The sequence below is a fragment of the Acinetobacter sp. YH12023 genome (assembly GCF_013420135.1).
GTDB lineage: Bacteria > Pseudomonadota > Gammaproteobacteria > Pseudomonadales > Moraxellaceae > Acinetobacter > Acinetobacter amyesii.
Genome location: NZ_VOYU01000013.1, coordinates 16,290 through 38,120, shown reverse-complemented (window position 1 = coordinate 38,120; position 21,831 = coordinate 16,290). Strand labels below are relative to the sequence as shown.

Annotated in this window: 20 protein-coding genes and 4 tRNA genes; 13 read left to right on the top strand and 11 right to left on the bottom strand. The window is 41.8% G+C overall.

The genetic code is table 11. The features are described from left to right. The first annotated feature begins 45 nt into the window (after nucleotides 1–45). The 5 genes from FTT92_RS13785 (at nucleotide 46) to FTT92_RS13765 (ending at nucleotide 5,290) form a co-directional block, all read left to right on the top strand. Nucleotides 46–303, top strand: coding sequence for a succinate dehydrogenase assembly factor 2 (locus FTT92_RS13785; RefSeq protein ID WP_078189264.1), 258 nt, complete (start codon nucleotides 46–48; stop codon nucleotides 301–303). Next, nucleotides 296–682 carry a hypothetical protein gene (locus FTT92_RS13780; protein WP_111885419.1) on the top strand — a complete coding sequence of 129 codons (387 nt, stop codon included), beginning with the start codon at nucleotides 296–298 and terminating at the stop codon, nucleotides 680–682. The genes FTT92_RS13785 and FTT92_RS13780 overlap by 8 nt, the downstream gene beginning before the upstream one ends. Before the next feature lie 518 nt (nucleotides 683–1,200). Then, nucleotides 1,201–2,283 (top strand): hypothetical protein, encoded by a 1,083-nt coding sequence (locus FTT92_RS13775; RefSeq protein WP_180077067.1) that lies wholly within the window; start codon nucleotides 1,201–1,203, stop codon nucleotides 2,281–2,283. Nucleotides 2,284–2,324: 41 nt separating this feature from the next. Further along, on the top strand, nucleotides 2,325–2,897 hold the full coding sequence (rrtA, locus tag FTT92_RS13770; protein ID WP_078192449.1) for a rhombosortase: 573 nt from the start codon (nucleotides 2,325–2,327) through the stop codon (nucleotides 2,895–2,897). Between the two features lie 191 nt (nucleotides 2,898–3,088). Next, complete coding sequence (locus tag FTT92_RS13765) at nucleotides 3,089–5,290, top strand: TRAP transporter large permease subunit (RefSeq protein WP_078189260.1); 2,202 nt, start codon at nucleotides 3,089–3,091, stop codon at nucleotides 5,288–5,290. A gap of 87 nt (nucleotides 5,291–5,377) precedes the next feature. Here FTT92_RS13765 and FTT92_RS13760 read toward each other — a convergent pair whose 3' ends face one another. From FTT92_RS13760 to rnr, 6 genes are all read right to left on the bottom strand, one after another. Further along, entirely contained in the window at nucleotides 5,378–6,256 is an 879-nt protein-coding gene (locus tag FTT92_RS13760) for a DMT family transporter (protein WP_180172386.1), read from the bottom strand. Nucleotides 6,257–6,322: 66 nt separating this feature from the next. Further along, nucleotides 6,323–6,760 (bottom strand): hypothetical protein, encoded by a 438-nt coding sequence (locus FTT92_RS13755; RefSeq protein WP_078192446.1) that lies wholly within the window; start codon nucleotides 6,758–6,760, stop codon nucleotides 6,323–6,325. Between the two features lie 16 nt (nucleotides 6,761–6,776). Next, on the bottom strand, nucleotides 6,777–6,986 hold the full coding sequence (locus FTT92_RS13750; RefSeq protein WP_171256675.1) for a YheV family putative zinc ribbon protein: 210 nt from the start codon (nucleotides 6,984–6,986) through the stop codon (nucleotides 6,777–6,779). Between the two features lie 40 nt (nucleotides 6,987–7,026). After that, nucleotides 7,027–9,066: a M3 family metallopeptidase gene (locus tag FTT92_RS13745; RefSeq protein ID WP_180172385.1), complete on the bottom strand. Its 2,040-nt coding sequence runs from the start codon at nucleotides 9,064–9,066 to the stop codon at nucleotides 7,027–7,029. Nucleotides 9,067–9,195: 129 nt separating this feature from the next. Further along, nucleotides 9,196–9,708 carry a hypothetical protein gene (locus tag FTT92_RS13740; protein WP_257231731.1) on the bottom strand — a complete coding sequence of 171 codons (513 nt, stop codon included), beginning with the start codon at nucleotides 9,706–9,708 and terminating at the stop codon, nucleotides 9,196–9,198. Continuing rightward, the gene (rnr, locus tag FTT92_RS13735) at nucleotides 9,686–12,103 is read right to left on the bottom strand and encodes a ribonuclease R (RefSeq protein ID WP_180172384.1); all 2,418 of its coding nucleotides are present in this window, start codon (nucleotides 12,101–12,103) and stop codon (nucleotides 9,686–9,688) included. The genes FTT92_RS13740 and rnr overlap by 23 nt, the downstream gene beginning before the upstream one ends. Nucleotides 12,104–12,371: 268 nt before the next feature. Between rnr and FTT92_RS13730 the strand changes: the two genes are divergently transcribed. From FTT92_RS13730 to FTT92_RS13715, 4 genes are all read left to right on the top strand, one after another. Beyond that, nucleotides 12,372–12,461: transfer RNA gene (locus FTT92_RS13730), tRNA-Ser, on the top strand. A gap of 15 nt (nucleotides 12,462–12,476) precedes the next feature. Then, nucleotides 12,477–12,553, top strand: a tRNA-Arg gene (locus FTT92_RS13725). 45 nt (nucleotides 12,554–12,598) lie between these two features. After that, nucleotides 12,599–12,675 (top strand) — tRNA-Arg (locus FTT92_RS13720). A 456-nt stretch (nucleotides 12,676–13,131) separates the two neighbouring features. Then, nucleotides 13,132–13,208: transfer RNA gene (locus tag FTT92_RS13715), tRNA-Arg, on the top strand. 92 nt (nucleotides 13,209–13,300) lie between these two features. Here the strand turns inward: FTT92_RS13715 and FTT92_RS13710 are convergent. Continuing rightward, nucleotides 13,301–14,605 carry an SRPBCC family protein gene (locus tag FTT92_RS13710; RefSeq protein ID WP_180172383.1) on the bottom strand — a complete coding sequence of 435 codons (1,305 nt, stop codon included), beginning with the start codon at nucleotides 14,603–14,605 and terminating at the stop codon, nucleotides 13,301–13,303. Nucleotides 14,606–14,768: 163 nt separating this feature from the next. Between FTT92_RS13710 and FTT92_RS13705 the strand changes: the two genes are divergently transcribed. Beyond that, a complete protein-coding gene (locus FTT92_RS13705; protein WP_180172382.1) occupies nucleotides 14,769–15,266 on the top strand; it encodes a YcxB family protein in 498 nt (165 codons plus the stop codon). Nucleotides 15,267–15,298: 32 nt separating this feature from the next. Then, nucleotides 15,299–15,940, top strand: a complete 642-nt coding sequence (locus tag FTT92_RS13700; protein ID WP_180172381.1) for a fumarylacetoacetate hydrolase family protein — start codon at nucleotides 15,299–15,301, stop codon at nucleotides 15,938–15,940. Nucleotides 15,941–15,992: 52 nt separating this feature from the next. Here the strand turns inward: FTT92_RS13700 and FTT92_RS13695 are convergent, their stop codons facing one another. Both FTT92_RS13695 and FTT92_RS13690 read right to left on the bottom strand, forming a co-directional pair. Continuing rightward, nucleotides 15,993–16,766 (bottom strand): tetratricopeptide repeat protein, encoded by a 774-nt coding sequence (locus tag FTT92_RS13695; protein WP_180172380.1) that lies wholly within the window; start codon nucleotides 16,764–16,766, stop codon nucleotides 15,993–15,995. Nucleotides 16,767–16,862: 96 nt separating this feature from the next. Continuing rightward, nucleotides 16,863–17,678: a helix-turn-helix domain-containing protein gene (locus FTT92_RS13690; protein ID WP_180172379.1), complete on the bottom strand. Its 816-nt coding sequence runs from the start codon at nucleotides 17,676–17,678 to the stop codon at nucleotides 16,863–16,865. A gap of 103 nt (nucleotides 17,679–17,781) precedes the next feature. Between FTT92_RS13690 and FTT92_RS13685 the strand changes: the two genes are divergently transcribed. After that, nucleotides 17,782–18,711: a DMT family transporter gene (locus FTT92_RS13685; protein ID WP_180172378.1), complete on the top strand. Its 930-nt coding sequence runs from the start codon at nucleotides 17,782–17,784 to the stop codon at nucleotides 18,709–18,711. A gap of 54 nt (nucleotides 18,712–18,765) precedes the next feature. Here FTT92_RS13685 and FTT92_RS13680 read toward each other — a convergent pair whose 3' ends face one another. Further along, nucleotides 18,766–20,013, bottom strand: coding sequence for a YihY family inner membrane protein (locus tag FTT92_RS13680; protein WP_078192438.1), 1,248 nt, complete (start codon nucleotides 20,011–20,013; stop codon nucleotides 18,766–18,768). Between the two features lie 112 nt (nucleotides 20,014–20,125). Here FTT92_RS13680 and wrbA point away from each other — a divergent pair, with 112 nt between their 5' ends. Then, nucleotides 20,126–20,719, top strand: a complete 594-nt coding sequence (wrbA, locus tag FTT92_RS13675) for an NAD(P)H:quinone oxidoreductase (RefSeq protein WP_180021639.1) — start codon at nucleotides 20,126–20,128, stop codon at nucleotides 20,717–20,719. A gap of 611 nt (nucleotides 20,720–21,330) precedes the next feature. Here the strand turns inward: wrbA and FTT92_RS13670 are convergent. Further along, complete coding sequence (locus FTT92_RS13670) at nucleotides 21,331–21,729, bottom strand: hypothetical protein (protein WP_143221668.1); 399 nt, start codon at nucleotides 21,727–21,729, stop codon at nucleotides 21,331–21,333. Nucleotides 21,730–21,831 lie beyond the last annotated feature (102 nt).

The following is a 21,831-nucleotide window of genomic DNA, read 5'->3' as shown; positions in this document are numbered from 1 at the left end:
GGGTGGATGAGTTACACTAGACGGGTTCAAAGATTGGGGAAGACAATGACTGATGAAATCAGCTTAGAAGAGCGTAAAGTGATCTACCGTGCACGTCGTGGTTTAAAAGAGATTGATGTTTATTTTGATCCCTACGTCAAAAATTACTATTTACAAGCCGATGCAGCTGAAAAAGACATGTTTGCAGAACTCGTTGCTGCAGAAGATCCAGATTTGTTGGATTGGTTTATGGAAGTTAGTGAACCGCCACGTCCTGAATTAAAAACGTTTATTCAAAAATTAAAACATTACGTTCATGGATAATCGGCAATTCAAACTGAAACGCAGTTTTTTATCGCATGCGTTTCAGTTTTTTATTTTTGCGGTATTGATGACGCTGCTTTATCAGTTACTAACGCCCATGCTTTGGGGGATATTTTTTCTCATCGGGCTAGTGGTTTATGTTCTGTTTTTCCGTAAGCATTTACACGTCACCAGTCTAGAATATTTGGATGGAACTGATTGGTCTTTGCAACGACTGAACCGCCCAGTACAACGTGTTCAAATTAGCCATATTTTGGATCATCAAATGTATATTGTGGTGTACTTTATGCATGCACGTGCAAAACCGGTGATTATTTGGCGCGATCAATTGTCATTGAAACAGTGGAAATCACTCAAAGTATTGGCCAAAATGATCTAATTGTTAGACAGCCTTATTTTTTAAAATTCAATAAAATACAAATATTTCATTATCTTATCTTGTAGGTAAAATAATCTTGTCTGACAGGATTGGATTTTATTGGCAAAATATTTAAATTGTCAGACAATTTTAAGCTGTGCGGTGATCCTCTGCCTATATATTAGCCTTACCAACAGCCCTTAAAGGAAATCATCATGATGATGCCAACTTGGATGTTTCTGGTAATAGCGATTGTGTTAGCAATTGTTATAGGACGACTAGGAACAGTGCTGAAGGAACAGTTAACTCAAAAATAAGCAGTCAAACGCTTTCACAGTTAATAAGTAGCATGTGCCGAACCGTCGCTATGCTACTTTTTTTTGCCTAAAATTTAGTCTTTCTAAAAAATCAGTCAATTGCATTCAGCGTGATTCATGGCACAGTGTGTCGTTCAAATTAGAGCAAATACTCTTTTATTCATTTTTTGCTTCTGATATGTTTGTCGTGATGGACATAACACAATTATAGAGGACAGGAAAATGTCGAGCGTCCAAAAAATATGCCAGGGTGTGGCAGTTGTAGCAATAACAAGTACATTATTCGCGGGTTGTTCGCAGGTTGTAAAAACCGGTGCTAATGTCGCACTCGGATTTACTGAAAAACATATTGTGCCACCCATTTTAGCCATGGAAGATGCTGAAATGGTGTGTAATTCAGGTAATTCATTAACTCCAGCCATTATGGCCACCAAAGATATGGGCGCAGACCCAACACGTGTGGCTGTGTTGATGTATTCAGCAGCAGGGATTTGTGCAGAACAAAAAGCCTTGGACGCAGAGTTACGCTATTTACGTGCATCTAAAGCCAACCAAGTGACCGAAGCACAGGATGCCCGTGTTGAGCAAAAGCGTTGGGCGGCACTTGCGGCACAGCGTCAATATACCGGCTATCAATTATTTCAAGATCGTTTTGAAAAGAAGTATAAGAAAAGTCTAGGTGAAGGCTGTCCAAAAATGAACAGCGACATTGACCAAACAGTGTATATGTTGGGAATGTTAAGTGGCTTACAGGCCATGACCAATGATATTAACTCAGGTGGGGCGGTAAACGTTCCGAAAGACATTGCTGCGATCGTTGAACGCGGTATGGTGTGTCTGAATAATGAAAAATTCTGGGGCGCACCAAATGCAACCCGCGCTGTGATCTGGACGTTATTGCCGGGTGCAGGAGATGGAAAACCTGATCCATACCAAACCTTAAAACAATCGGCGCAAATTGGTGAGCAAAAAGGCGTAAGACTGTCACATGCGTTATATGCAGTTGCTGCACAAGCCAGTGGCGATGATGCGAAAATCCGTGATGCCTTACGTACCTTTGCACAAGCGCGTAGTGATGAAAAACCTGTTAACCCGCAATTTAAGCTTATCGACAGTATGGCTGAAAGCATGGTGAAAGGGATTTCAGATCGTTATTGGACTGAACATACAGGCGTTCGTACCGGTGATGATGGTATGGAACATTTCTGGGATGAAAGTGCCAATAGTTCCGAGCTTGATGATTTGTTTAGTGGTGATGCTGAAAGCAGTGGTGCTACAGAAACGAGTGGTGCTGCAACAAATTAATAAAGCATGTAGTCCAAATGTGAGGTACAGGAGGAGCGAAAATGAAAACACAATTTTTAATTCCGAAAATTGTCTTTCTTGCCGTATTCGTTTCGATCTGTGCCTCGCTACAGGTATTTAAAGACTATTTTATCTACTGGCAAGATGATTTATTTCATGACTTTTGGCGCTTATGGACGGCCCATTGGGTTCATGTTGGTTGGATTCATTTTGCTTTAAATATGTTGGCCTTTATCTGCTTACCGTTTATTTTTCCAAGAGTTTCAATATGGCACTTTGTTGCCATCTTATTGATTTTATCCCCTTTAATCAGTCTAAGTTTCTATTTTTTCCTTCCCGATATTGAAGCCTATGCAGGATTATCTGGTGTCTTGCATGGCGCCTATGTTGCGGTCGCTTGCGTACATTTAATGTATAAGCGGGAGCGAAATTTTGCAGCCTTTGTCCTCTTGCTGATTTTGGCAAAATTGGTGTGGGAAAATACCGTGGGGAACACCGGAACGGCTGAATTAATAGGAAGCCCCGTTTTAGTCGAAGCTCATTTATTGGGGGTGATTTGGGGCATTGTCATCGCCGTGTTTTATCTTATTGGTAATTATTTCTGGGATCGCTAGCGCACTTTAGGTGATTGGGTTGACAAAAAAAACCGAAAAGAAAATACATATTGTCATTTTAATGTTTTGAATATTGATGCAAATTTAAACGTAATAATAAAACAGTTAGGTCAGGGAAAGGAACTTCTCGAGCCGATAAGGAAAAGGATGCTTAGCCCCGCTAGGCTCCAAAATAAAAAATAGGAAGACTCATGCAAAATGATGCACAAAACAGATCCGGCATCGTCGGGCTGTTAAGGTATGTCTGGACAGAATGGATTTCGACTCTAGTCGTGTTGATCTTGCTTCTGCTTACATTGATTATCGGGACAGGGGAGATGATTCATGGTCAGCTTCTGCGTACTGGTGAGCGTTTGTATGGTAATGAAAGCATTGGGATGCAGTATTCATTTTTACGTGCAGAACCGACCAAGCCAGATTGTGACCGCCACCCAGATGTAGAAAAAATGGTGCAAACGCAAATGAAAGCCAATGCGGCGGATGAATTTGCTGACATTTTTGGTACAGCATCTGAATCCGATGTACGTGCATCGGTCATGGCGGGTGTACAGCAATGTGAAGAAAAATTCCAATTTTATGACAAAGCAAAAGCTTATTTAGATGAGCATCCAAGTATTCGTACTTATCGTGCGATTGAAACGACATTCTTTGGCATCTTTAAATTTGGTTCCGAAAACCGTGTATTGATTCTTTTACTGATGGTCTTGGTGTCTGCCATTACTGCTTCAGTGAAGTTCCATCATATTGGTCTACGTGCGCCAACAACACGCTTGGATTATAAAGTCTATGCTTTATTCATGGCGATTGGGAATGGCCTATTAACCTTCTCGGTATATAGTCAGTTTAATTCAGTCCTAAATTCTGGGGTGAAATCGACCACAGAAACCTTGGCGGTATATTGGTTGTGGCTAGCCCTGTTTGGTATTGTCACCCTCATCAGTATTTATCAGTTCTTTAAACCACCTGCGGCGAAAGAACCGGGGCCGGGGAATATTGGTTTTGCGCTATTGAGTGTACCGTTGTATGCCTTTATGGCGATTATTACGGGTGTAGCATTTACCTTCTTTATGGACTACCCAATGGGTCAGGGGATTTACCTCGGACAATTGGTCGAATTCTCTGGGATTTTCCTGAACCTTGCACTGTTTATTTGGGCCGGGATGTTATTGACCCAAACGCGCGTGATGGATTTGTTCTTGGGGATTTTACGTCCATGGAACTTAGCACCTGAGACTTTGACGTGGTTAATTCTGATTGCCGCGGCTATTCCAACTGCTTATACCGGTGCTTCGGGGATCTTTGTTGTAGCAGCAGGTGCAATTATTTATAAAGAAGTGTGGAACTCTGGCTCTCGTCGTCAGTTCGCACTCGCTGTATCTGCAATGTCAGGTTCCTTAGGTGTGGTCATCCGTCCATGTCTATTGATTATCCTGATCTCGATGCTTGATAGCCGCCATGTGACGTCAGATGAGCTATTTGATCACGGTATCTATGTGTTCTGGCTCACAGCATTCTTGTTCTTGGGTATTTCACTGTTCTTGGCAGAAACACGTTTCCGTGTGGCATCGCCGAAAGTGGCTATTCCGGGCATGCTGAAAGCGTTCATTCCTGTGATTCCGTATATCGTACTGACCTTGCTTGTCATTGCTTTCTACAAGTACGGTTTAGATACACAAATGGATGAGTTCACCGCGCCTGTGGTTCTACCGATTATTCTGATTGTTTACATTATGTTTGACCGTTGGTTTGCAGATCGTTTTACTTCGCAAACTGTAGATGCACATGAACAACTCAGCTTACAACATGAGCAAAGTTCTGAGTTCATGCGTGAACATGGTGGACATGGGGCTAACCGTCGTGGTTTCGGTAGTTCAATTTGGTTTGCTTCTTCAGAAACGGTTGGACACATTGGCGCATTAATTATCTTAATGGCCTTGTCGGCAAGTGTCGGCGGTTTGATTGAACGGACAGAAATCGTTGAATTATTACCAACGCATTTGGGCAATATCTATATTTCGTTGGCCTTTATCGCATTGTTATTGGCGATTATTGGTATGACGACAGATCCATTCGGGGCAGTAATTTTGGTTGCAGCAACGATTGCACCAGTAGCCTACGAAAATGGTATCCATCCGATTCACTTCTGGATGATCGTTTTGGTTGCCTTTGAGCTCGGTTATGTTTCGCCACCTGTAGCGCTGAATCACTTGTTGACACGACTCTCCGTCGGGGATGAGGAGGTGCGGGCAGCAGATGCAGAAGCAAAAGCCCAATACACCAATTTCTATTATCGCTATGAACGTTGGATTTTACCGATCCTTGTATTGTTCCCAGCTTTGGTGATCGTGACTTATGCGCCTTATATTCTGAAACTGTTTGGTTGGTACCAATAAATTCGCAGTGAGCTATACAAAAAGCACCTTCGGGTGCTTTTTTATTGAATAAGGGGCTGTGCGATTGATGGTAAGTGAATGAGACTATTATGACTCTTTAAATTTATTTTGTAGGATCGGACTACAAAGCAAAATCGCTAAAAATATAAAAGCAAAGCCGAATAGGCTGTAAATATCTGGCAATTCTTGCCACAGTGTAAAGCCCCAAATACCGGCAAAAATAATCGCTATATAGTTGACAGGACCAATTTGACCTGCGGGTGCAAGCTTATAGGCATTGGACATAAAAATTTGACTGATATTGGCCAAAAGTCCCGCTGTAATCAGAAAAGCTAACTCCTTTAAACTATAAGGACGCCAGAGCCAGAGCATCGGGATCATCGATATGAACGTGCCAAAAAAGCAGAAATAAAACACGATGCGTTCAGGTGGTTCAGTTGCTGTAAGGGCACGGACAGTGACAAATGCCATGGCTGCCAAGAAGCTTGCGGTTAGTCCGATGAGTGATAACTGATTGAACATTCCTGCATCGGGCTTTGCGACGAAGAGGACGCCAATCAAACCAATGACTGCGGCAATGAGCATACTCAGGGTCATTTTTTCTTTTAAAAATAACCATGCAATTAAGGGGATGAAGATCGGCGAGGAATAGGTGAAGACCATGGCATTGGAGAGTTTTAAGTGGGCAATGGCATAAAAAAAGCCATACATTGCCACCAAGCCTACGATTGAACGCCATGTATGCATCCACAGTTTTTCAGTTCTAAAAAATGTGCTGCCTTTTTGTAGGATCAAAGGTAGAAAGATCAATAAGCCAACCGCATTGCGAAAAAATACGATGGTGGCATTATCTACCGTGTGAGATGCATAGCGTATACAAACCCCCATGATGGAAAAAAGCAGCGCTGATAGCATGAGAAAGCCAATTGCTTTGGGGATATTTTGTGGCGTTGTAGTAGTGGACATAACAAAAAGGCTAGAAAATCTGATGATATTCTAGCCTATAAGTATGCATGGTGTAGCAGAAGTCGGTTATTTTGCTTGTTGTGCTAACTGGGCTTCGAGTAATTTAATTTGTTCTTCTTTCAGTTTAATCAGCTCATCTGCATCAGAATGCTGCTGTTTTAAACTTTGCTCCTGATCATTCAATTGTTGTTGAATGTCATCTAATTTGGCAATTTCCTCTTTGGCTAAAGAGGCATTTTCAGGTACAGCTGCATCTAAAATGTCTTCTTCGACCAATTTAAGGGTTTCAGTCTCTGCGACAGGGACTGATGCTTCAGTTTCAGATTGGACTGGGACTGCAACAGGCGGTTTAGCCGGTGCAGCGACCATTTCTTCTTGAAGCGCAGATTTATCTGCTGTACTGCTGCTTAACCATTGATATGCAAAAAAGATAGCAATCAATAACGTTAAGCCCCCAATGATTCCAACTAACAATTTTGGATTATGTCTTTGATCTTCTGTCATTGCTTGACCTTAATTTTTATTTAGGCTGACGTGGCTTAAATTGGATCACACCGATATCGTCTGGCACGGCAGGTTGTTCAGGTTGATCGACATGAGTCGGTCGATTTTCACTGTAACCACAATCAATGCATTCGATCCATTCGTCTTCGCCAGAGGTCAGCATGACAACCCGGTCCATCGCTTGGCATTTTGGACATTTTGCACCTGCAATGAAGCGTCGTTTAATGGTCATCATACTTACCTTGAATCTAACTAAGGTCCCTAGTTTAAGCGTTTTTAGATGCGTTCGTCCAACCTTGATGACGCAGCAAAGCATCTATTTTTGGCTCGCGTCCGCGGAAATTGATAAATGCGTCAAGTGCCGTATCTTTTCCGCCAACTGCTAGAATAAATTGTCTAAACGACTTGCCAGTCGAAGTATTAAAAATTCCTTCATTTTCGAATCGGTCGAAGGCATCACTTGCCAAAACCTCTGCCCATTTGTATGAATAATAGCCAGCAGCGTAACCACCTGCGAAGATATGACTGAAACCATGTTGGAAACGGTTGTACGAAGTGGTGGGTGCAACTGCATATTTTTGACGAATATCATCTAAGGTTTGTTGGATGCCTGCAGCGTCCAAAGCAGGGTTGGCCTTATGGATATTTAAGTCAAACATGGCAAATTCAATTTGACGTAAAGTTTGCATCCCAGACTGGAAGAAACGTGCATCTTGCAGTGCTTTTAGCAGATCGGCTGGTAAAGTTTGTTTTGATTCGATATGTTCACTGAGTAAATCTAAACTTTCTTGATCCCAAGTCCAAAACTCCATGAATTGACTTGGCAGCTCTACAGCATCCCACGCCACGCCATGTGTACCAGCCACAGCAATATTATCGACTTCAGTAAGCATGTGATGTAAGCCATGACCAAATTCGTGGAACAGCGTTGTTACTTCATCATGAGTGAGTAAAGCAGCTTGCTCACCGACAGGTGGGGTAAAGTTGCAGACCATGTAGCAAATTGGTTTTTGCAGACCATTTTCAGTTTGCATGCGTGAACGGAAGCCGCTCATCCATGCGCCGCCACGTTTGCCACTTCGTGCATACAGGTCAAAGTAGAAACCGCCAATCACGTTGCCTTGATCTTCAAGTTCAAAATAACGTGCATCGGGATGCCAAACAGGCGCTTCACGCTCGATTACATTGATGCCATAGAGACGATTTACAATGCTGAACAAGCCTTGAATAATTTTAGGTGCAGGGAAGTAGGGCTTCAGGTCTTCTTGTGACAAATTAAATTGTTTAACTTTGAGTTTTTCTGAATAGAAAGTGGCATCCCACGGTTGCAACTCAGTGATACCGTCTTGCGCTGCAATGGCTTTCAGTTCAGCGATTTCTTTCTCTGCTGGCGCACGCGCATGTTCTGCCAGTTCAATCAGGAACTGATCTACAGTTGCCACATCGGGTGCCATTTTGCTTGCTAAAGACAATTCGGCGTAGTTGTTAAAACCAAGCAGGCTAGCCATTTCCTGACGTAGTTTCAAGATTTCTTCCATGACCGCTGTATTATCAAATTCAGCAGAGTCTGCCTGATCAGAAGCACGTGTGGTATAGGCTTTATAGAGTGCTTCACGCACTTCGCGGTCTTCTGCATAGGTCATAATGGCAATATAAGACGGGAAGTCGAGTGTGGCTACAGCCTGTTCGAGTTCGCGTTGCTGACCATATTGTTTCAGAAGTTCAATACTGCCTTGAGGTAGTCCTTTGAGCTGCGCTTCAGTTAAAGGTTTGAAGTAGGCTTGGGTGGCATCCAATACGTGATTGGAAAAGTCTGATGATAACTGTGAAAGTCGTGCAGATATTTCTGCATAGCGTTTTTTCGCTTCACCTTCTAAGGCTACGCCTGAAAGTTTAAAATCTCGTAACGCAAGTTTAATCGCGCTTTGCTGTGCTGCAGGAAGCGTGTCAAATACACTGTTGTCATGTACATGCTGATACGTTTGATACAACACTGTATGTTGACCTAGCTGCGTATAGTACTCACTCAGGCTGGGTAATAAAGATTGGTAGAGCTCTCGAGTTTCAGCATTATTCATCACGGCGTTCAGATGCGACAGCACGCCCCAAGCTTCACTCATATTATTTTCAAGATCATCGACCTGTTCTAACGTATTTAGTTGTTTTTGTACCGAATCTGGAATAACTGTCAGTTCATTTAGAAATTGTTGACCGTGTTGAATCGCATTTTGAATTTTTTCTTTGAGTTGATCTAAAGTGATTTGATCAAATTGAGGAACGGGCAAAGTTGCCTTTTCTAAAGTCATATTTTCTACTTCATATAAATCCTGAGTTATTTATAGATGTAGGGTTTGTTGCGGGTTAAATCAAGGTTTATATTTTTATTCTTTATTATGAAATAAAAAGCCTACATGTAATGCAGGCTTAATGATGAATTAACAATCAGGATCAATCACAAAACTTGTTTGATTGAATTTCTGCCACGAGCCTGTTGCCGCACCATCAACCACTAAAATAGAAATAATTCCCCAGTCGACTAAAACCCCGAGAAGGGTTGTAGGGTCAAACGTTTTTGTAGGAACGACTGTAGTCGTTTTACAGCCTGTTTTTTCAGCCTTTAAAACATAGTTTTCTTTCTTTTTAAAAGTATAAACAGCATTGTTTTTACCCATATACTCTTCATTCACATAGAGCTTGGCATCGGCATCGTTACTACGAATGTTGACCGTTTGAGATGAACCATTAAACATGGTTGCACAGCCTGTGCTGAATAAAATTGAACATGTTAGTAGTGCAGTAAATATTGTTTTCATAATAACCCCCGTTAAAAGACGGCTAGAAGATAGCAATATTTGTTGAAATGTCAAACATTTAATTTTAATTTCAGAATCAAAAAGAGCGCCGAAGCGCTCTTTTCTTTCAACCTTAATCCGCAGATGATTTTGCATTGGATTTTTTCTTTTTCGGTTTGGATTTTTTCTTCACTTTATCTTTAGCCTTCGCTTCAGATTTGCCTGCAGATTTTTTAGCAGGCTTTTTACCGAATGAACTGGGCTTAGATTTCGACTTTTTGCGTCGTATGGGCTGTTCTCTATCTTCAGCAACGTTGGTTTTACGTTCTGAAAAGACTTCTTCTTTGGCTGTAGGTTTTGCAACACGAGGGGCACGTGCGCGAATAGCGCGACCTGCATGGCTCAATTGTTGAATCAATTCAAAGTCAATTTTGCGCTCTTCTAGGTTTACACCAGCGACTTTAATTTTCACTTCATCGCCGAGACTGAAAACTTGACCGCGAGATTGACCAATTAAGCTCTGACTTGGTTGGTCATAGACAAAGAAGTCATCACCCAATTGGCTGACGTGGATCATGCCATCAACATATAAGTCTTTGAGCGTTACAAACAGGCCAAATTCAGCAGTCGCACTGATGGTGCCGACAAACTCTTCACCCAAATGCTGCTGCATGTAATGGCACTTCAACCATGTAGTGACAGAACGTGAAGCTTCATCTGCACGGCGTTCGGTCGCAGAGAAGTGTTCACCTGCATCATCCAGCGAAGCACCAGAAATTGGGTAAGGCTTTTTCTTCAATTGTGCTTTGATGGCACGGTGAAGTAACAAGTCTGGATAACGACGGATTGGAGATGTGAAATGCGTATACGCTTCATAAGCCAAGCCAAAGTGACCTGCATTGTTCGCGCCATAATAAGCTTGCATCATTGAGCGGAGTAAAACGGCATGAATGCTTGGAGCATCAATACGGTCTTTGGTGGCATCAATCACGGCTTGATAGTCAGCTTGAGTCGGCTGTTCAGGGAATGGCAGCCCCAATAATTTCACAAAATCACGAACCTTTTGAATGCGTGAAAACTCAGGTGGCTCATGCACACGGTACAGCATTGGAATTTCATTTTTTAATGCATATTCTGCCGCTGCGACGTTTGCCAACAACATACATTCTTCAATTAGCTTATGTGCATCATTACGGCTGCGCGGTAGGATTTCATTAATACCGCCTAGCTCATCAAAGGTCATATAAGTTTCAACGGTTTCAAATTCCATCGCGTGGCGTTCAGCACGTAAGCCTTTCAACACTTGATACAATTGGAATAAGGTATTGACCGATTTACGTACATCACGGTCGTCAGGAATGGCTTGACTATTACCCTCAAAATATTCGGCCACTTGAGTATAGGTCAAACGAGCTTTTGAATGCATTACACCCGGATAGAACTCAAACTTAGTGACACGACCCGCGCGAGATAAGTTTAAATCACAGACCATACATAAACGGTCTACGTGTGGGTTCAAAGAACATAAACCATTCGACAGCGCTTCAGGCAACATCGGCAATACAAAATGAGGGAAGTACACCGATGTACCGCGCTCTTGAGCTTCGTCATCGAGCGGTTTACCCGGACGTACATAATGGCTGACATCGGCAATTGCTACCACAACGCGATAACCACCACCCGGACGTTTTTCCGCATACACGGCATCATCGAAGTCACGGGCATCTTCACCATCAATGGTGACAAGTGCTAAATCACGTAAATCGACACGACCTTCACGGTCTTGTTCTGACGGTTCTTTAAAGCTGTCGGCTTCTTGTTGTACTGCTTCAGGGAATTCGTAAGGTAAACCAAATTCTAAAATGGTTTGCGGAATAATAATTTCAGTGTCTGCTTTATCAGCCATCGACTGAACAATATGACCTGTCGCAAATTCTTCTTTGGTTGGGTAGCTGTCAATCGCAATACGTACAGAGTCACCGAGTTTGACTTTGGCATGCTCGATTAATTCTCTTTCTAACGTAATCGGTTGGTGTGCATTGGGATTTGCCGGCTGAATAAAATATTCGCCTTCATACTCAGACACTTTACCGATAATTTCTTTGACACGATGCTGTAGAACTTCAGTAATAAAGCCCCATGCTTTGCCTTTACGGTCTACCGAAGTTTGGCGGACTTTAACACGGTCACCATTAAACACCTGACGTAACTCACGCTCAGGAAGTAAAAGGTCATCTTCACCGCTAATATTGGCTGTGCCTAAACCTTTTGAGTTGATATAAACCGTTGCTTCATGAGTCGGTTGCTCAGCTGCAAGCTGGAACTTAAATCCATCTTTCATCAACTGACCATCTCGAACCATCGCAATCAGACGATGACTCAGTGCATCAATACTTTTTTGATCGGCAATTTCAAAATGTTCTACAAGATCGGCATGCGACATTGCAGTTTTCAGTTGTTCAATCGTCTCTTGAATCAGAGTACGGCTTGGAATTGGATTGTCATAACGTTCGGCTTCAGCTTTTGCTTCAGGGTCGACCCAGTTTTTCATATGTATTTGGCTTCAAATCAGAAGATTAGGATTAGCATAAGTCATGCAAGCAGATACTGCACGCAATTGATTGCAATAAAGTGTTTTATGCCGATATTTTATAAGGTTTAAAGCTGAAAAGTAGGGGACAGCAGTGCGTGCTGAACTAATTTTGCACTAATTTTTTGAAAATCGTTTAAAAAATATCTAATTGAGTAAAAAAATGAAAAAAATATAACGACTGTGCTTGCAGTCGTATCATGATCTTTGTATTATGGCGGCACGTTACGGTGAGATGGGTGAGTGGCTGAAACCACATCCCTGCTAAGGATGCATACGGGCAACTGTATCGAGGGTTCGAATCCCTCTCTCACCGCCACGATTTACTTATGTCGCGCTCATAGCTCAGCTGGATAGAGCACTTGGCTACGAACTAAGGGGTCGGGAGTTCGAATCTCTCTGAGCGCACCAATAAGTAAATCTGAAAACGTAGTCTTTTAAGACGACACAAGTTACGCGCTCATAGCTCAGCTGGATAGAGCACTTGGCTACGAACTAAGGGGTCGGGAGTTCGAATCTCTCTGAGCGCACCAACTTGAACAAATTACCGCACATGTTGCGGTTTTTTTGTGCTTGTGATTTATCGCTTTGATATAGCTGTCTTTTGTTTGGATTCTATTAAGCGTTCTATTTCATAAAACTACCCATCAGTAAATTTCAATTTTGCTTATCTTCTATAGATAACCCTTTTTTCAGATATTCATAGTAATGCAATTTTTTTAAATCTAAGTTTAAAAAGAATTGGGTGAGTTAAAGCAGTGATTCAATGATGGCGATAGATTTGTTATCTATCTTGAGCATTTATACGTGAGTATTGCTAAGTTTAAATTCCAAACTTGTGATGCAAAAGCCATTAAAAAAGTAAATCTGGCTGATTTTTAGCGTGTTTAAAGGGCAATTGTTTATTTGCTGTGCGTTTGGTTAAATTTATATGAAAAAGCTCTTAACAAAAAATAAAAATCACGTATAATGAGCCTCATCAAGACGTCGCGCTCATAGCTCAGCTGGATAGAGCACTTGGCTACGAACTAAGGGGTCGGGAGTTCGAATCTCTCTGAGCGCACCAACTTGATCAAGATTGAAAAAGCCGCACATGTGCGGTTTTTTTGTGTCTGAAATATAGCTAAAACCAATAAATTCAGCTTATCAATTAAGGTTCTAATTTAACTTCTGTTTAACTTTGAGTGCAAAGACTGTATTACCGCCTAAAGCCGGCAGCATGTCGTGATACGGCATACTGCGCATGGCGCGAAGTAAAAACGGTGCTTTGTCATCAATCTTCACCGCACTGGTCAATTGTAATAACGACCCTTGTTGTAAGGGGCGAATATGCATAGCACCTCGGACAAACTTTAAGTCCCCACCGGTTGCGGTGTATTGATTTTGCAATAAATCGGGATAGTTAAAACGCATTTTAAAATCGAAGGGAATATTGATCACACCTAAACCCACCGAAATTTTATAGTCGGCATCCATGAGGTGCGGATTAATTTTCTGCACTTGCATATGTTTGACTTGTCTTGGAAATAAATGCTTGAACGAAGACACATTAATCCAACGCTGTAAGCTCGAAGGCTCTTGTGCATAATATTGAAAACTGGTGCTAAAGCGCATCAATTCATAATTTTGCCCAAAGGGAACGCGCTGCGCTGTCAAAATAAAGGACACAGGTTCTTTCGAGCTTTGACTTAATTGAGTGACTTTGTCGAGTTGAGAGGCATTTAATTTGAGTTCAGGCAATTGATTTGCAGCGAGAGTTTCACTACTAAAAGCTTTAAATCGACGCTGTAATGATTCGAGTAAAAAACCATTGGTTCCCGCAGGAATCCCTAATTTAGCATCGGGTAAGGCATTTAATATTTTGCTAAACAAAAAACCTTTGGGCTGATTTAAATCGCCCCATTGGGTCACACTAATCAAGGTGTGTTGAGCATCGATCTCAAACCATTCAATTTTTCCTGCACCAAAGGGCACCGGTGCTTGCAGAACCAAACTATTAATGCTGTTGTGATCAATTTGGTGCTGCATCACCACGGTTTCTTTAAAGTTTAAAACTGGAATCGGCGTCGGGATGTGGATGCGATATTCAACTTGGCTGGTTGAACCTTGCTGTTGCAAAACCTCAGCAGATTTTAGTGTGGGAAATAAGCCAGCATAGTTTGGATAATTACTGAGTAATCTTGCCACATTTTTGCTGTTGGTTGGGACAACCACGGCGGCACTTTGAAATTTACCAACGACTTTTTGACCTGCTTTCATCGTGGGCAAACTAATCTGTTGTGAGGGATGCGCAAAAATCACGATGTGATCACCAGCAAGATTGGCCAAGGCTTTGGCATTGCCATTAAACAAGTCCAAACTACTAGGAATTTGGGGTTGCCATTGAACGAATTTGGCCCAACTGGTCGATATGCTCAGTCCACTCAGAAACACCAGTACCATGATTATTTTTGTTATCTGCATGTCACATCCTGCGTATGCAATCTTTTATTTGTTGCTGTTTTTAACGTATTTCTAGAGAGAAGGGAAGTAGTGAAGTGTTACAACCGACCATTAAAAAGCATGAAGCAAGTTTGAATTGTGGTGTAGTATTTAGCGCAATTCATTTTTAAATATTCATACGCTTATGTCTGAGAATCTACCTGCATTATCGCTGCGCTATTTTTTAAATCTAGAAGAATCACAGGATGGTTTTGCACTAGCAACTTTTGGCAAAAAGCAATTTACGCGTTTTTTAACACCAGCGATTAGCCTTGGGATTATCATCTGGGGTTTTTACTTGGGTGTAGATGGAGTTGGTGCCTACTATGTTGGGCTGGGTGCTTTCTTTTTACTCCTTCAAGGCATCATGCGTTATTGGTTTTTACCGATGATGTTTAAACGCCAGTTTGTAAAATACCAATTAGGCAAAAGTGAACAAGGTATTGATTTATTTCAAGACTATGCAGAAATTCATGCCAATGGTCGTAAGAATGTCTTCCATTATGCTGAAGTGGCAAATTTTGCTGAAGGCAAATTGACCTATATGCTTGAACTGAAAAATAAAACCGTGATTATTGTGCCGAAAAGTGCATTTAAAAATACTGCGGACCAAGCGATTTTTACCAATACTTTTCAGCACTAAGACAATCTATTCATAACAAAAGAGGGAGTAGTATGCAGTCACGTCCATCTAAAATTGTTTGCGTCGGTCGTAGTTATGCAGATCATGCCAAAGAATTAGGCAATGCAATTCCTGACCGTCCTGTACTTTTTATGAAGCCGCCAAGTGCATTAACCGCATTAGACCAAGGCATCTCATGGAATCCTGTATGGGGCAGTTGTCACTATGAATGCGAATTAAGTTTACGTATTGATCGTCCTTTATCGGCTGAAACTGATCCTCTCAAAGCCTTAGAAGCAGTTGGAGCTGTGACTTTGGGCTTAGATCTGACTTTGCGTGATCTACAAGATGACTTAAAGAAAAAAGGTCAGCCGTGGGAACGTGCCAAAGCTTATGATGGTTCTTGCATCCTTGCGGATTGGATCGATGTCCAAGAGGTGGTTCAAGATTGGAAAAATGTGCATTACACCTTGCATATCAATGATGAACTGCGCCAGAACGGTGATACTGCATTGCTGATTTTTGATGTGGGTACTTTGTTGGCCGATATTAGCCAAGTGTTTAGTCTTGAGGCGGGTGATGTGGTCATGACGGGTACGCCTGCAGGTGTCGCGGCACTACAGTCAGGTGAGCAGTTGAAAATGACCCTAAAAGGCAAAAATCAGGATTTTGTTTGGACAACTTTTGTCAAATAATCTGTGAAAAAAATACAAAAAAGGCTGCTTAATGCAGCCTTTTTTGATTGATCTATTCGGTACTGCTTGATGGCGGTGGCTCATTCGGTTGTAAAGGACCAGTATCTTTCCATGCTTCATAGGTCTCGGCCATATGCTGTGAGTCGGTGTCTCCCAATGCACCTACTTTGGCATACCATTGTCGCGCTTTTTCACCATCTCGAATATCATAATGATAATAATGTGCCATTTTCATCGCCGCGTCAGCATCTTGCCCTTGTTCTGCGGCATAGCTTAAATATTCAGCTGCTTTGTCGGGTGTAGACGAAGGATGTTCAGAAAAATAATGTTGATTTCCCAAGACTTTGATCGCTTCGACATTCTTTTGTTTGGCAGCTTTTTCATACCAAATTTGCGCTTGGTGCTTATCTTGAATTAAGCCTTTTCCCGTGTCGTACATCCAACCAACGGTATATTCAGCAGCAGGATCATGAGTCTTTTTTGCAAGGTCTAGCACCCAGTGTGCAAGGAAAATATTGCCATCTTGCTGCATCTTTCGAATCACTTGATCTGCATACGGGTTTCCTTGGTAGGCTTGAGTCATCAACCATGCGAATGCGTCCGTAGTGCCTTGATCCGCAGCAGCTTTGTACCAATGTACACTTTGTTCGATATTTTGTTCTGTGCCCGTTCCACTGAGGTATAAATCACCCACTTTCATTTGTGCAGTCGCATCGCCCGTTTGAGCGGTTTTGAGTGTAGATTTAAATTCACGCTGTTCTTTGGAACTACAAGCCGTTAAAAATACGGCAGATAAACACAGCGCTAAAATGGTTTTTTTATTCATTCGAAATGGAATTATTATCATTTTTCCTAGATTTTTTGATCTTAACGGATTGTTGAATCACTTTATAGAGACACTTATAGCTAAATTTAAACACATTTAGGGCTTTAAAGCGGATTTCCTAAACTGATCTGGGGTGCAAAGCATCCATTTTTTAAACATATTAATAAACGCCGAGGCATTGGCATAGCCAAGTTCTAAGGCAATATTTTCGACGGTTTGGCCTGCGTTGAGCATGGACATGGCTTTCATAACTTTGAGACGTTGTCGCCATTCATGCAGTGACATCCCGAGTTCTTTTTGACAATATCGCGCTAGAGTACGTTCCGTCATGTTTATCTGCTGTGCTAATTGCTCAAGCGCGCTCTGATCCGCAGGATGTTGATGTAAATAATCAAGCAGTTGTTTAAGGGCAGGGTGTTCCGAATGCGGTAAATAGCTACTGACCAATTTGGCTTGATGCAGTTGATCTAAGATCACTTGGAGTAAGCGTTGATATTCGGCCGTATTTTCCATGAGGTCGGCTTGTTGGTGTAAGAGACGCAAATGGCTGAAGATCGCGGTGACTAAGGGGGAACTGAGTAAAATCCCCGGTTGTTTCGGTAAGTGAGTACATAGCGATTCATGTACATATAAGGTTCCATGTGAAACCGCTGTACGATTTAAACCACTATGTTCTAAATGTGGGGGAAGCCAGATGCCATAAGGTGGAGGGGTAATATAGTCTATCTGGTTGATGTTCACTTCCATTACGCCATTAAAGGCATAGACAAACTCGCCCCAAGCATGCCCATGGACGGGATAAACAGACAGTGCAGGAGCGTCACGAAAACTGATCCACAGCGCTGCTTGAATTTCATCGTTGGTGGGAAGTTGTTGCAACTGCGTATGATCTGCACGAGCTTTATGACGCATGAGAAATTTTGCCTGAATAAGAAGATCACTTGTCTATTTTGAAGTATATATTTTATTTCTGACAGTTCTATAGTGTTGCTTGTCGTATTGTCGAGTAAATAGTGTGGAACAGCGTAAGGCGCTAGATGCAAAAGCTTCTGGCCTGATGATTATTTTGTGCATGATTTTAGGGATTCAGCAGGTCATTTTGAAATTGGCCGCGGTTGATATTGCGCCGATCATGCAAATTGCCATCCGATCGGGTTTGGCTGCGCTGTTGGTCTTTCCACTGATTCATCTCAAGCTGGGAACACATTTATATACACGCGAATACTTGCTGCCGGGTATTTGGTTGGCGTTTTTATTTTCAGCCGAATTTATTTTAGTGGCAGAATCCCTGCGCTATACCTCTGCATCACATACCGTTGTCTTGCTCTATACCGCACCGATATTCGTGGCACTAGGTTTACATTGGAAGTTGCCTGAAGAAAAGCTTACAGCGATCCAATGGGTCGGTATTTTTATTGCCTTTTCAGGAATAGTACTGTCGTTTATGGGACGTGAAAGTAGTACTACAGTCAACACTCAAGCCCTGTTGGGTGATGCGATGGCATTACTTGCTGGGGTGATGTGGGCCTTGACCACCATTTCATTAAGACTCACCAAACTCTCTGATGCACCTCCGACTCAGACCTTGTTTTATCAGTTGGTTGGTGGTTGCGTGTTTTTATTACCCGTGGCGTGGCTGACAGGACAAATGACCGTGCATTGGACGGTGTTGTCCATCAGCAGTATGATTTTTCATGTGCTCATTATTTCATTTTTTAGCCTGATGCTTTGGTTTTGGCTGTTAAGTAAATATCTGGCCAATGGTCTGGGCGTTTTTTCATTCCTTACCCCAATCTTTGGACTGGTCTTTGGCGTATTGATCTTAAATGAAACGATTGAACTGAATTTTATCTTGGGGACGGCCTTAGTAATGGTCGGAGTGATGACGGTAACCTTGCATCGGTGGTTGTCTAAATTGATGGGACGTCAGCGCACAGCGATCTAATATCATGTATAAATAAAAAAGGAGAGCTACGGCTCTCCTTTTTTATATGTACGGTTATTTTTCTTCAAAAATAGTCGCAAGTGGAATCGAGAGTTTGGCCGCGAGATAATCATCCGATTCGACCAGTTGCGGCCCAATTTTTTCCATCCAAACATCATCTGGATCGACGCGACCTAAATCTTGCCGTTTAGGGAGCGGATAGGGCAGCTTACTGTAAAAACTCCAAAAGTCCACTTGGGTTAAATTACGAACTAAAACATAATGATCATCATCTGTACGTTTAATCAGGTGTTGCTCTTCAAACAATAAAATATAGCTTGGCAGGCGGCCGATTTCATCACGCCCTAAAACCTCAAGCGCTTCTTTTTCTGTCACGCTCTGACCGAGTTTTTGCTTTTTATAAAATAATTCAAGCAAATCCATCAACATAATCACAGGATGACGTTTTTGGTCGTTGCCCGAATTGAAAGCGGTCAGTGCATAACTAATTTCTACCCCAATCAGTACGATATTCCATGAAAGGAATATCCAAAGCAGGAAAATTGGCACTGCAGCAAAAGCACCGTAAACGATTTGATAACTGGTGAAATTTGACATGACAAAACCAAAGAGGTTTTTGAGTAATTCAAATACCACCGCACTAAAGACACCCGCGATCAGCGCCGCCTTAATCGGCACACTGCGGTTGGGAATCGTCCAATACAGAATGAAAAAACCTAAAATGGTCAATGAAAAAGACAAGATCCACAGCAGAAAAGCCCCATCCAGTTCATAGCCGGCAAAATTATTGCTGAGGACATTCATAGAGGCCAAGGTAGATGACACAACAAATGCGCTACCCAGTAAGATTGGGCCTAATGAGATAATAGTCCAATAGCGCATAAAGCCAATAATGCCGCCACGTGTCTCACGCACCCGCCAAATTCGGTTAAATACTGTCTCAATGCTGGTCAGCATCATAACTGTGGTAATGAATAAAAACAGTACACCTATCACGGTCAGGTTACTGGATTTATCGGTGAATGCATTCAGTGCTTTATCAAAAGCAATTGTCGTTTTCGGTAGGAAATTACTATAAATCAATTGTTGAAGCTGTTGACGAGCAGGTTCTAAAGCTTTAATTGAGGAGATGATGACCAAGAATACGGTCAACATGGGTACCACTGCAAACAAGGTGGTATAGGTTAATGATCCTGCTTGTTCACGGCAGCGATCTGCTTCAAAACGTCGAATGACAAATAAAACAAACTGAAACCATTTCTTGTCGTAAAAGGGAAGTTTTTTTAAAAATGCTTCGATCATTCGTTCAAGTCTCGAGTTATTTTAGTCATGTTTATGCAATTTTCATCACTTAGCTTAACCAAAAAATAGGAAAAATACCGTATAGTTTTCTTTTTTCATTGAATTTATAAAAATGACGCAAGCTTATGTACTAGTGCTGTATTACAGCAAATATGGTTCAACACGTGAGATGGCACATTTGATTGCCAATGGAATTGAAGCGTCTGGAATGGCGGTAAAAATACGAACCGTTCCAAATTTATCCGCTGTGGTGACTGACGTGCAGCCCAGTATTCCTGCCGAAGGCGATATTTACTGTAGCTTAGATGACTTAGCGCATTGCTCAGGTTTAGCCCTTGGTTCGCCAACACGTTTTGGTAATATGGCGTCGGAAATGAAATATTTCTGGGATCAAACCACAGCGCTTTGGCTCAATGGCGCATTACATGGTAAACCTGCCTGTGTGTTTACCAGTTCAGGTTCAATGCATGGGGGACAGGAAAGTACTTTGCTGACCATGCTGCCACCTTTGTTTCATCACGGAATGATGGTTATGGGTTTAAGTAATGCCCATCCTGCATTATCGAATACCAAAACGGGTGGTACACCTTATGGTGCAAGCCATGTCAGTGGTCCACGCCATGATCAGTCATTGAGTCAAGATGAGCGTAACTTGTGTGAAGAGCTGGGTAAACGCCTAGGCGAAGTCGTCAAAAAGTTGATTTGATACTTACTTGCTCTAGGAAGTTGCGCTAACTTTGTAGCGAACGGGCAAGAAAAGGCTTAAATATTGCACTTTTCTTGCTTTATTTACGTGTGACGTCTTTTTATTTATGTCGTTGTATACCGACCAAAATATAAAAATAAATCTGTCGAACTATTCCTGAAATATTAAAAATAAATGATATCAACAATATATTGAAAGTTTTTAAATACAGCCTGCTCAGTGATGGTTTCGAGTCGAATATTGCTCTGTCTTTGGGCGCGTTATTTTTATTTTTGATTACATGATTTGTATTTAAATTTCTTCTTTGGGGTGTGTGATGTCTATTATTAATTTTATAATGACTTTCCTGTGTTCCGTATTGGCTGCATCTTCCTTGTGTACGGCAATGCCAGTTTATACAGTATGGATTTCCCGCAAGAGAAAAAGCCGAAGAAAAAGAATTTTTAGTGAAACAAGATCAAGTTAAAGTGGACTCAAAATCTTTAACTGATGTTTCAAAATAATTGATTCGCCATGGTTTCGAATAGCATTTCAATAGACTAGAAATACATATTAGAAAAACAATAACCTATTAAAAAAGAGCGCTGATGCGCTCTTTTTTAATATCGAAATTAGTCTTGATCCGAAGTCTTTGCAGCGTCTTCAGGCTGTTGCTCAACTTCAAATCGCTGTTTGCAGTCTAAACATTGGTAGTCGAGAAAAATATTTTGATCGACGATCACGCCGGCTTTTTTACCAAAACGGTGTCCTAGAAAACCGCCGGTAATACCGACGCTAATCGCACCGACAAAAGTCCCGATGGTTCCGCCCATAATCACGCCAAGTGGGCCTGCAGTCACACCACCAATCGCAGCACCAATAGATGCGCCAGATGCCGCACCACCAACAGTCCCTGCAGCAGTTCCTGCACCACTGAGTAAGACACCACCAATTTTTTGTAAGTTTTGTTCATGGTTACGCTTTTCAATATGGGTTGATCCACATTTTGGACATTTAACTGTCGATTCCATGTTTTGCTCTTCTGTATTCATAACTTTCCATAGCCTTAAAAAATAAAATGGCCGAATTTATGGTGCAGCATAATGTAATTTGACAGATGAGTAGTTGACCCA

Coding starts and splice junctions, on each gene's coding strand:
- FTT92_RS13760 (WP_180172386.1), bottom strand. CDS start 6,256: ATGTCCACTACTACAACGCCACAAAATATCCCCAAAGCAATTGGCTTT.
- FTT92_RS13765 (WP_078189260.1), top strand. CDS start 3,089: ATGCAAAATGATGCACAAAACAGATCCGGCATCGTCGGGCTGTTAAGG.
- FTT92_RS13780 (WP_111885419.1), top strand. CDS start 296: ATGGATAATCGGCAATTCAAACTGAAACGCAGTTTTTTATCGCATGCG.
- rrtA (WP_078192449.1), top strand. CDS start 2,325: ATGAAAACACAATTTTTAATTCCGAAAATTGTCTTTCTTGCCGTATTC.
- FTT92_RS13705 (WP_180172382.1), top strand. CDS start 14,769: ATGTCTGAGAATCTACCTGCATTATCGCTGCGCTATTTTTTAAATCTA.
- FTT92_RS13745 (WP_180172385.1), bottom strand. CDS start 9,066: ATGACTTTAGAAAAGGCAACTTTGCCCGTTCCTCAATTTGATCAAATC.
- FTT92_RS13710 (WP_180172383.1), bottom strand. CDS start 14,605: ATGCAGATAACAAAAATAATCATGGTACTGGTGTTTCTGAGTGGACTG.
- FTT92_RS13680 (WP_078192438.1), bottom strand. CDS start 20,013: ATGATCGAAGCATTTTTAAAAAAACTTCCCTTTTACGACAAGAAATGG.
- FTT92_RS13700 (WP_180172381.1), top strand. CDS start 15,299: ATGCAGTCACGTCCATCTAAAATTGTTTGCGTCGGTCGTAGTTATGCA.
- FTT92_RS13785 (WP_078189264.1), top strand. CDS start 46: ATGACTGATGAAATCAGCTTAGAAGAGCGTAAAGTGATCTACCGTGCA.
- FTT92_RS13690 (WP_180172379.1), bottom strand. CDS start 17,678: ATGCGTCATAAAGCTCGTGCAGATCATACGCAGTTGCAACAACTTCCC.
- FTT92_RS13755 (WP_078192446.1), bottom strand. CDS start 6,760: ATGACAGAAGATCAAAGACATAATCCAAAATTGTTAGTTGGAATCATT.
- FTT92_RS13740 (WP_257231731.1), bottom strand. CDS start 9,708: ATGCAAAATCATCTGCGGATTAAGGTTGAAAGAAAAGAGCGCTTCGGC.
- FTT92_RS13695 (WP_180172380.1), bottom strand. CDS start 16,766: ATGAATAAAAAAACCATTTTAGCGCTGTGTTTATCTGCCGTATTTTTA.
- FTT92_RS13670 (WP_143221668.1), bottom strand. CDS start 21,729: ATGGAATCGACAGTTAAATGTCCAAAATGTGGATCAACCCATATTGAA.
- wrbA (WP_180021639.1), top strand. CDS start 20,126: ATGACGCAAGCTTATGTACTAGTGCTGTATTACAGCAAATATGGTTCA.
- FTT92_RS13775 (WP_180077067.1), top strand. CDS start 1,201: ATGTCGAGCGTCCAAAAAATATGCCAGGGTGTGGCAGTTGTAGCAATA.
- rnr (WP_180172384.1), bottom strand. CDS start 12,103: ATGAAAAACTGGGTCGACCCTGAAGCAAAAGCTGAAGCCGAACGTTAT.